Genomic DNA, 1,976 nt, shown 5'->3' with positions numbered 1-1,976 from the left:
TTGCTCGAGATTCCTGAGCAGTTGAACGGCACGGTCACGTTGCCCCAGGGTCAGCATCAACATGCCCATGTATTCGTGGGCGCCGATGTGTTTGGGGTCGATGGCCAGGGCGCGCTCGTAGGCGGAGAGCGACAGATCGAATTGCCCCAGATGCCGCTGGGTGTAGCCGATGAGGTTGTGGGCATCGGCATCTTCGGGGTAGGCCTTTACATGCGCCTCCAGAAGTTGAGCGGCGCGAGCCCAGTTCTTTTGTGCAATGGCTTCGCGCGCATTGCGCATGGCCTGCTCTTCGACAGCGAGGTTGCGGTTGGGTACATCGACGGCCCCGGCGACCGAACCTAGCAGGGTCAACAGGCCCGTCAGCACAAAGACCCTGAAAACACACATGCGTTGATGAAAGTTCATGCCGCAGATGGTAGGGGCCTGGTGTCAGCACGCCTAGATCGGTCCTGAAAACCCCTGACGCCCAGTGGTCGACATCCTTTTGTCACAAAAGGGATGTCCACTAAGGGCATCAAACATCAGGAGCTACGCATGTCACACCCCGATCACGAAATCGACAGCAACCCTTCCAGCAATCCGCATTTCGAACAGGTTCTCGCCCAGGCGCTGGCCAGCCCCAGCCGCAGGGCCGTTTTGCGTGGGGGGCTGGGCCTGGCGGGTCTGGCCATGCTGCCCGGGTGCGCCACGCTGACGGCCGGTTCATCGGCTTCGCTCGCCAGTTCCTTGGGTTTTGCATCGCTGGACAAAAGCCTCGTGGACGATGTGGTTCTGCCACCGGGCTACCGCTACACGGTGCTACATGCCACGGGCGACAGCCTAGACTCTAGTGCGTCGGCTTATTCGAACAGCGGTGCAGAGACCGACGACTGGTCTCGCCGTATTGGCGACCACCACGATGCCATCGAGATCTTCTTCATCGATGCCCAGGGCCGTTACAGCCAGACCGACACCGGTCGCGCCGTGGTGGTGGTCAACCACGAAAGCTCTGCGGATGCCCATTTCATGCATCCCAACGGCCAGACTTCGAATGGCGTGTCGGGTAAGAAATTCACCCAGTTCGGCGAATGGGACCTGGGTGTGCGGCCGGAGCTGGAGGTGCTCAAGGAGATCAACCACCACGGCGTGTCGGTGGTCGAGGTCGTCCGTGGTCCGCAGGGCTGGACCATGAAGAGCGACTCTCCCCTGAACCGCCGCATCACCGCCCAGACAGCCGTGCGCATTGCGGGCCCGCGTGATCACATCCAGGAGATCCGAGCACAGATGGTCACCCGCTGGGAGACTGCGGGTTCGATGGCGCGCGGCACGCTCAACAATTGCGGCCATGGCAAGACCCCTTGGGGCACTTACCTGACCTGCGAGGAAAACTGGGCCTTTTATTTCCAGATGGGCGCAGGCGGTGCGACCTTGTCGCCCAAGGAGCTGGCTGCCCGCCGTCGCTACGGGCTGGCTTTGGCAGCGCCTGCGGCAGGCCTGACCCGTGCCATCAGCCAGGGGTGGCACACCGTCTCAGCCACGGATGACCGTTTTGCGCGCTGGAACCTGGCCGCAGTGGGTGCCAATGCCGAGCGCGATTTCCGCAACGAGGCCAACACCTTTGGCTACAACGTCGAGATCGATCCCCTCCGCCCCTCATCAACACCTGCCAAGCGCGTCAGCATGGGGCGCCTGGCCCACGAGAGTGCCACCTGCAGCTTGCCCAAGGCGGGACAGCCGCTGGCGTTCTATATGGGTTGCGATTCCCGCAACGAATACATCTACAAATTCGTCACCACCGCCGTCTGGGACCCGAAGGACATCGGCGGCGGCATCGCAGCCGGTGACAAATACCTCAACGAGGGCAAGCTCTACGTGGCCCGCTTTGATGCCGATGGCCGTGGCCAGTGGATCGAGCTGTCGATCCGGGACCCGCGCATCGCCAACTACAGCGGCTTCAAGTTCGACAACCAGGGCGAGGTCTACCTCTACACCCGCCA

The 1,976-nt window shown here is 62.2% G+C and carries 2 protein-coding genes; one reads left to right on the top strand and one right to left on the bottom strand.

The genetic code is table 11. The features are described from left to right. Positions 1-405, bottom strand: a 405-nt coding sequence (locus ACOVRJ_RS00900) for a tetratricopeptide repeat protein (RefSeq protein WP_422042027.1), incomplete at its 3' end; no start/stop codon positions are given. 129 nt (positions 406-534) lie between these two features. Between ACOVRJ_RS00900 and ACOVRJ_RS00895 the strand changes: the two genes are divergently transcribed. Further along, a partial coding sequence (locus ACOVRJ_RS00895; protein ID WP_422042026.1) for a PhoX family protein occupies positions 535-1,976 on the top strand: 1,442 nt, incomplete at its 3' end.

It is taken from the genome of Roseateles sp. (genome assembly GCF_049240545.1).
GTDB lineage: Bacteria > Pseudomonadota > Gammaproteobacteria > Burkholderiales > Burkholderiaceae_C > Paucibacter_A.
The sequence above is the reverse complement of the archived record's forward strand: the minus strand, read 5'-3'. Positions and strand labels throughout refer to the sequence as shown.